Raw genomic sequence first — 7,134 nt, 5'->3', positions numbered from 1 at the left:
GCCGGTGGCGGCTCACGATGGCCAGCACGGAGGCGGCGAACGACGGCTCGCGCAGCTGACGGCCGGAGATGTTGACGGTCACGGCCAGCCGGTGGTGCTCGTACCAGCGCCGGGCGTCCTGGCAGGCCTGCTCCAGCACCCAGGTGCCGATCGGCACGATCAGCCCGCTCTCCTCGGCGAGCGGGATAAACACGTCCGGCGGCACCGGACGCTCCCCGGGCGGGCTCCAGCGCAGCAGCGCCTCCACCGCGCGAATGTCGCCGGAGGTCAGATCGACGATGGGCTGGTACTGCAGCTCCATCTCCCGGCGCTCCAGGGCCTGGCGCATGCCGGCGGTCAGCCGGGCCTGCTCCAGGCGGGCGGTGCGCAGGGCCGGGTCGAAGGCGGTGACCTGGTTCTTGCCGGCGTTCTTGGCCGCGTACAGGGCAAGGTCGGCGTCGCGCAGCGCGTCGGCGGCGGTGACCGAGCCGGTGTCGGCCAGCACGCCGACGCTGGCGCTCACGTGCACCTCCTGCCCGGCCAGGAAGTAGGGGGCCTGCAGGGTCTCGCGGATCCGCCCGGCCAGCTCCAGCGCCGCCGGGCCGGGCGTGGCGGGCATCAGCAGAGCGAACTCGTCGCCGCCCAGGCGGGCCAGGGTGTGCTCGGGCAGGACCAGGGCGCGCAGCCGCTGGGCCACCTGGATGAGCAGGGCGTCGCCGACCGGGTGACCGAAGGTGTCGTTGACGTCCTTGAAGCCGTCCAGGTCCATCAGCAGCAGGGCCGGCGGACACCGTTCCCACCCGGCCGCGGCGTTCCCGCCCCCGGGCGGGGTCAGGGCCTGGTGCAGGGCCTGGCCCAGAAGAGCGCGGTTGGCCAGCCCGGTCAGCGGATCGTGCGAGGCCCGGTGCGACAGGCTGCGCTGCAGGCGCTCCTGGGTGCGCAGGGCGTCGCTGAGCTCGGCGGTCTGCGCGGTGAGCCGGGCGGCCTGGCGGTTCAGCTCGGCGGCGTGGGTCTCGGCCACCCGGGCGACCGTGTTCAGCCGCAGGACCAGAAGCACCGCCAGCAGCACCGTCAGCCCGGTGATCATCAGGTCGTCGAAGGGACGCCGGGCCACGTCGGCGTAAAGGAAGACCCGGCCGAGGCTGGAGACCAGCGGGCCGAGCAGGGCCAGGACGAGGAACATCGTCACCCGGGCCCGGCTGGAGACGGCGGGGGCCCGGATCTCTCCGGACTGCCCCACGCTCGGGTGCAGCGCCGCGCTTCCCACCAGGACCGACCAGCTCAGCCAGGACGTCACCGCGAGGGCGCCCATCGGCCGGCCCGCCGCCAGGTCGAGCAGGAAGGCGCTGTCGGCCACGAACATGGTGACGTAGGCGACGCCCAGCAGGATCAGCCAGGGAGCCCGCCGGCTGTCGAAGAGCAGGCGGGCGACCATGCCGAGCACGAAGAGGTCGATGACGGGCATGGCCAGTACGAAGGTGAGGTCGGCGCCGGTATGGGCGCCGCGGTCGATCGCCGGGTGGACGACGAACGTCCAGAAGGGCATGGCCACGCCCACGGTGATGATGCCCGCGTCCAGCAGCCCCGCCCACCGGGCGGTGCCGGGCCGGTTGCCCAGCACGAACAGGCCCACCAGTCCCAGGCCGTAGGAGATCAGGGTGCTGACGTCGTAGAAGACGCGCATGGACTCGATCCCCAGCCAGCTCCAGCCGATCATCCAGCCCAGCGTGTTCGAGACCCAGGCCAGCGCGACGGCCATGCTCATCAGCCGCCAGTACCACAGGTGCTCCAGGCGGTTGCGGCGGATGCCGATGGCGACGGCCACGACCGAGACGCCCTGCACCAGGGTCCAGAGCAGGTCGCCGGCGACGGGGGAGAGGGAGATCAGAAGTGGGGCGAGGGCGATGAGCAGGCCACCCCCGGTCAGGAACGCCGACCAGCCGCGCGGCCCGCGCTCAGAGCGGGAGCCGGCGGCCGGGATCGTTCCAGGGGGTGTCTGGTTCATGCTTTTCTCTTGCTCGGCCTGGACCGGGGAGACGCCGGTCCCCGCCTCGTCGGGCGTGGCGACGACGGCGAGCCGCCGGTGCGGGACCGCCCGGACGGGCGATCGGTCGCGCTCCGGTCGCCGGACGGGTACGGCCGCCGCCTGGTCACTTCCGCCTCACAGATCGTCAGAAACAGGCCGTGCTTTACGAAAAGCCGGTCGGGATCGGCGCGCACCGCTGGGACGGCCGGTCCCCTCAGAGATGATCCCCGCAAACCGGCACGTCAATTGGGACCATCGGCCCTGTATTCGGGGATGGCATGAATTCCAACCCAGGCGGACAGGCGGAACCTCCCGCGCGGGGCGGGAGGCCACGGGCCGGTCAGGGGCTCAGGTCTCCGATCCGCCCGGCTGCAGCATGCGGCGCAGCTCGTCCAGGGCGTTCTCGTTCGTCGAGGCGGCCTCGCGGTTCGCGGCCTGCAGCTCGCGGAAGATCTCCTCGCGATGAACGGGGACCGAGCGCGGGGCGCGGATGCCGATCCGGACCACGTCTCCTCGCACATCGAGAACGGTGACGACGACGTCGTCACCGATCATCAGACTCTCCCCCGAACGACGGGTCAGCACCAGCAACGTCCAGCTCCTTCATGTCCGGGGGGACGTACCGGCAGCCTAACCGACGTCAGGCGGATACCAGGGGAGCCCGGACCGGAAGGTCGGAACCGGTGAGCACGGTCTGGACCGCCCGGCGGGTGGCGGTGTCCACCACGATGGGCGCCAGCAGGTTGGCCGTCGCCTCGGTGATGGAGCCCGGCGCGGTGACGATGAGCAGCACGAGCAGTTCCGCGGTCTCATCGGTGGCGAGCATCGCCAGGGTCGCGTCGTCGATCTCGGGCTCGTAGTCCGGGAAGAACGGGTTCGGGGAGATGACCAGGAAGCGCAGGTCCGGGTTGTCCAGCGAGCGCAGGGAGTAGAGCACTCCGCTGTCGTCCATTCGCACGAGGACGAACCGGCGGTTTCCGGCGAAGCCGGGCATCGGGCAGACGAGCTCGATCGTGGGCAGCTCCTCGCTGCCGGCGGTCGTCGGGGCCGTGGCCTCTGCGTTCATCGGGCGATCCTTAAGAGTGATCATTTCAGGAAGTCCACAAGCGAGGGCTGGACCACCTTGGCCGTCGCCGCGAGCGCCGCCTGGTAGGCGGTCTGCTGCAGGGTCAGCTCGGTGATCGTCATGGGCAGGTCGATGTCTTCGATGTCCGAGAGCTGGGTCTTGAAGCTGACGATCCTGGAATCCGCCGCGTCGCGCATCTGTGACACGCGGTTGGTGCGGGAACCGACGTCGGCGATCTCGGTCTGCAGCTTCGAAATGGCCGTGTCGAGCCGGGTGAGGTCGTTGCCGAGCTGGGACGGGTCGTTCTCGAGGTGGTCGGCGATGTCGGCCAGAACCGTGAAGAGCTGGGTATTGCCGGTGCCGAACGCCTGCGTCCCGTCGGAGTTGACGGCGATCTTGGTGTTGTCGCCGATCGTGCGCATCACGGAGCCGCCCTGGCCGTTGTAGCTGCCGTCGGCGTTGTAGGCCAGCGATCCGGACGCGGCGCCGCCGAAGACGGGCCGGCCCAGGTAGGTGCTGTTGGCGACGCCGATCAGCGAGTCCCGGATGTTCTTGACCTCGGAGGCCACCGCGACGCGCGCGGTCGAGGAGCCGGCCGTACCGGAGGACATGCCCTGCAGCACCAGCTCCCTGGCCCGGTTCACCTGGGTGCTCGCGCTGGTCAGCGCGGTGTCGATGGTGTTGAGCCAGCCCATGCCGTCTTCGGCGTTGCGGGTGTACTGCTCCTGCGTGCGGATGTCGCTGCGCAGGGACAGCGCCGAGGTCGTCCCGGAGGGCGAGTCCGACGGCCGCGAGAGCTGCTTGCCGCCGGAGAGCCGGTTCTGGATGTCACCCATCCGAGTGATGTTGTTCTGCAGGTTGTTGAGAACCTTGTTGGTGATCGAGCTCTCGGTAACGCGCATGTACGTCATGTGTCATCAGCCCCGGATCATGCTGAAGAGGGAGTCGAAGGTCGAATCGATGGTTGAGATCATCTTCGAGGCGGCCTGGTAGGCGCGCTGGTAGAGGATCATGTTGGCCATCTCCTCGTCCAGGCTGACCCCGGACTGGGACAGGCGCTGGGAGTCGTTGTTCTGCGTGACGACGTTCTGGATGGCCGTACGGCGCTGCGCGGCCTGGGAGGCGACGCCGAGACCGGTGACCACCTCGCGGTAGAAGGTGTCGGGGCCGGTCGCGGACGTGTTGAGGCCCGCCAGGATGTCGGCGTTGCCGGCGTCGAGGTTGCCCTTCTTCACCCCGGTGATGGGGTCGATCGTCGGGGGCACGGACGAGGCCGCGACCTTCGCCGCCTCGGTGATGCCCACCTTGATCGACGCGGAGGTGATCGGGCCGCCGTCCTCGGAGACGAAGAAAGCCGTACCCGGGTCGCCGTTGAGGTCGTAGCCCTGGACGTGCTGGGTGTTGACCGTGCCCGCCAGCTTCTGCGCCACCTGGTCCAGCTTGGCGGAGTACTCCGGCAGGACCACGTTCAGCGAGTTCAGCGACGAGGCGAGCTGGCCGGTGGTGAGGGTGGCGTCGGTGGTGGTGCCCCGCCACCGCAGGGCGACCGGGTTGGCCGTGGCGTCCCGGAGCGTGCCGGCGCCGACGACGTCCAGCGCCTTGGCGGTCGGCCCCTCGACCAGCTTGACGCCGCCGACGGTGACGTCCACCGCCCCGTTGGCCAGGGCCTTGGAGGTCGAGCCGGTGAGCTCGGCCAGCCGCAGCACCATGGCGTCGCGCTTGTCCTGCATCTCGCTGGCCGGCAGGCCCGCGGCGGTGGCGCGCACGATCGCCTGGTTGAGCTGGGCGACGGTGTCGGCCGCGGTGTTCACCTCGGTGACCAGGGAGTCGACCTGCTCGGCGGTGCTGTCCCACAGTGACTCGAGGGTGTCGTTCGCGCTGCGCAGGCTGTCGGCGACGGTGGCGCCCTCCTGCAGGAGCTGCGCGCGGGCCGCGTTGCCGGTCGGGCCGCCGGGCTGGTTGACCACGTCGTGCCAGGAGTTCCAGTAACCGGAGAGCTGGGACTGGATGCCGGTGTCGCTGGGCTCGCCGAAGACTTCCTCGACGCGGGCGTGAATCTCCTCCTGGCCCGCCAGGTATGCGAACTTCGCGTGCTCGATCTGGCCGCGGGACTCCAGGAACTCGTCCCGCATCCGGACGACGCCGGCGGCGGTGACACCGTTGCCCAGGCCCTCGGTGACGGAGTACATGGCCGGGGTGACCACGCCGCCCACGGAGTTCAGCTCGACGCGCTGGCGGCTGTAGCCCTCGGTGTTGGCGTTGGCGACGTTCTGCCCGGACACGTCCAGCGCCTGCCGCTGGGCGTACAGGGCGCTGAGGGAAGTCGAGATTCCAGAGAAGGTGCTCAATTACATCGCCTCGTTGACGAGTCGGGAGGAACGGCCGACGCCGACCGTCTCACCGGAGCGGCTGTAGGTCGTCACCGAGCCGGTGACGTTCATCAGAGCCTCGTGCACGGCGCGCGCTCCGACGGTGAGCAGCTCGCGGTTGGCCTCGGCCATCGCGGTGATCTCCGCGGTGACGGTCAGGAAGGCCGCCCGGTGCTGCTGGAAAATCTCGCTCCACGGCTCGTCGACGGCCGCGGCGAGGGCCTGCAGGCTGGGTGCGGGCGCCAGTCCGAACTCGGCGGCCACGGCGTCGACCTGGGCCGCCCGGAGCACCTCGGACTTGCGGATCTGCTCAAGCACCATCTCCACCTCACGGGTGGCGTGCGGCAGCCAGCGCGTTTTGCCTGCGGCCAGTACGAGTTGCTCCTCTTCGAGCTTGAACAGCAGCAGATCCATCATCTCCCGGATCCGCCACAGGGTGCTCGACAGATCGGCCAAGCTCATCCGTCCCGCCTTCTCACTCGTCGGTGCGCCTGACGGCGCGCTTCTCCAGCACCTTCGGCAGCCCGGCGCCAGGCCTGAGAACTTCCCGCGCGGCGCGCGAACCATGACTCCCTGTGCTCGCGGCATGACGAGAAGTCATTTCCCGCAACCGTACGGCAACCGAAAGCAACCGGTTCCTACCTCTTTGTGACGGTTTTCTAGTTCCTGTCGGCACCACGGGGGCCGGCAGGACCTTCCCGAAACACCGAAAGGGCCGCGCTGTGAGGACTCTGGACACGACCGCTGTCAACCGCGACATCGAGAACCTTGTCCGCGAGCACCTGCCTCTCGTCGGTCACATCGTCCGCGAGACGCTCATGCGAGTTCCCTCGCACGTGAACCGTGACGACCTCACCTCCGCCGGTCTGGCCGCCCTGGCCGCCGCCGCCCGCTCCTTCGACCCGGAGCGCGGCACCCCGTTCGGCCGCTTCGCCGCCGTCCGCATCCGCGGCGCCCTGGTCGACGAGCTTCGCGGCCTCGACTGGGCCAGCCGCTCGGTGCGCAGCCGCGCCCGCCAGCTCGACTCGGTCCGCCAGGAGCTCAGCGGCTCGCTGGGCCGTACCCCCACCAACCGTGAGCTCGCCGTCGCCCTGGGCGTCGCCGAGGAGGAGATCGAGGCCATCGAGGAGGACGTGCAGCGCGCCGTCGTCCTGAGCCTGCAGGGCTTCGCCCCCGGCACCGCCGAGGACATGGTCCAGGAGCGGACCGCCGGCCCCGAGGAGCTCATCCTGCACCGCGAGCGCCTGGGCTACCTCACCCACGCCATCGACGCCCTTCCCGAGCGCCTGCGCCTGGTCGTCACCCGCTACTTCCTCGAGGAGCGCCCGATGGCGGAGATCGCCGACGAGCTCGGCGTGACCGAGTCGCGCGTCTCCCAGCTGCGCGCCGAGGCCCTGGTCCTGCTGCGCGACGGCATGAACTCCCAGCTCGCCCCCGAGATGGTCGAGACGCCGCAGCGCCCCGACGGCTGCGTCGCCAAGCGCCGCGCCGCCTACTACGCCGAGATCTCCGCCAAGGGCGACCTGCGCAGCCGCCTGTCCATGACCGACGCCCTGGGCGCCCCCGTCGCCCGCGTCGCCTGAGACCACCCCGCCAGAAGAATTCTGAAAAAGCCGCTGAGAAACCTTCAGCACCCCCCGGCCACTGTCGATAGGTGAGGCAGACCGGGCCACGGAAGGACCGGCAAGGCCCTA

General features: G+C 70.1%; 7 protein-coding genes. 1 reads left to right on the top strand and 6 read right to left on the bottom strand.

Annotated features, from left to right (window positions below):
- From Pta02_RS40390 to Pta02_RS40365, 6 genes are all read right to left on the bottom strand, one after another.
- A partial coding sequence (locus Pta02_RS40390; RefSeq protein ID WP_203880346.1) for a putative bifunctional diguanylate cyclase/phosphodiesterase occupies window positions 1–1,984 on the bottom strand: 1,984 nt, incomplete at its 3' end.
- A 369-nt stretch (window positions 1,985–2,353) separates the two neighbouring features.
- The gene (gene csrA / locus Pta02_RS40385; RefSeq protein WP_444980751.1) at window positions 2,354–2,590 is read right to left on the bottom strand and encodes a carbon storage regulator CsrA; all 237 of its coding nucleotides are present in this window, start codon (window positions 2,588–2,590) and stop codon (window positions 2,354–2,356) included.
- 55 nt (window positions 2,591–2,645) lie between these two features.
- A complete protein-coding gene (locus tag Pta02_RS40380; protein ID WP_203880344.1) occupies window positions 2,646–3,071 on the bottom strand; it encodes a flagellar assembly protein FliW in 426 nt (141 codons plus the stop codon).
- Between the two features lie 20 nt (window positions 3,072–3,091).
- A complete protein-coding gene (gene flgL, locus Pta02_RS40375) occupies window positions 3,092–3,973 on the bottom strand; it encodes a flagellar hook-associated protein FlgL (RefSeq protein ID WP_203880343.1) in 882 nt (293 codons plus the stop codon).
- Window positions 3,974–3,988: 15 nt separating this feature from the next.
- Window positions 3,989–5,419, bottom strand: a complete 1,431-nt coding sequence (gene flgK / locus Pta02_RS40370) for a flagellar hook-associated protein FlgK (protein ID WP_203880342.1) — start codon at window positions 5,417–5,419, stop codon at window positions 3,989–3,991.
- Window positions 5,420–5,902, bottom strand: coding sequence for a flagellar protein FlgN (locus Pta02_RS40365; protein WP_203880341.1), 483 nt, complete (start codon window positions 5,900–5,902; stop codon window positions 5,420–5,422).
- Window positions 5,903–6,162: 260 nt separating this feature from the next.
- Between Pta02_RS40365 and Pta02_RS40360 the strand changes: the two genes are divergently transcribed.
- On the top strand, window positions 6,163–7,023 hold the full coding sequence (locus Pta02_RS40360; protein WP_203880340.1) for a sigma-70 family RNA polymerase sigma factor: 861 nt from the start codon (window positions 6,163–6,165) through the stop codon (window positions 7,021–7,023).
- Window positions 7,024–7,134: the final 111 nt, after the last annotated feature.

Source organism: Paraplanobispora takensis (assembly GCF_016863195.1).
In the GTDB taxonomy this organism is placed as follows: Bacteria; Actinomycetota; Actinomycetes; order Streptosporangiales; family Streptosporangiaceae; genus Planobispora; species Planobispora takensis.
This window is presented reverse-complemented; position numbering and strand designations above follow the sequence as displayed.

Bases quoted from the DNA above. Each gene is read 5' to 3' on its own strand.
- Pta02_RS40380 (WP_203880344.1), bottom strand. From the start codon at position 3,071: ATGAACGCAGAGGCCACGGCCCCGACGACCGCCGGCAGCGAGGAGCTG.
- flgL (WP_203880343.1), bottom strand. From the start codon at position 3,973: ATGCGCGTTACCGAGAGCTCGATCACCAACAAGGTTCTCAACAACCTG.
- Pta02_RS40365 (WP_203880341.1), bottom strand. From the start codon at position 5,902: ATGAGCTTGGCCGATCTGTCGAGCACCCTGTGGCGGATCCGGGAGATG.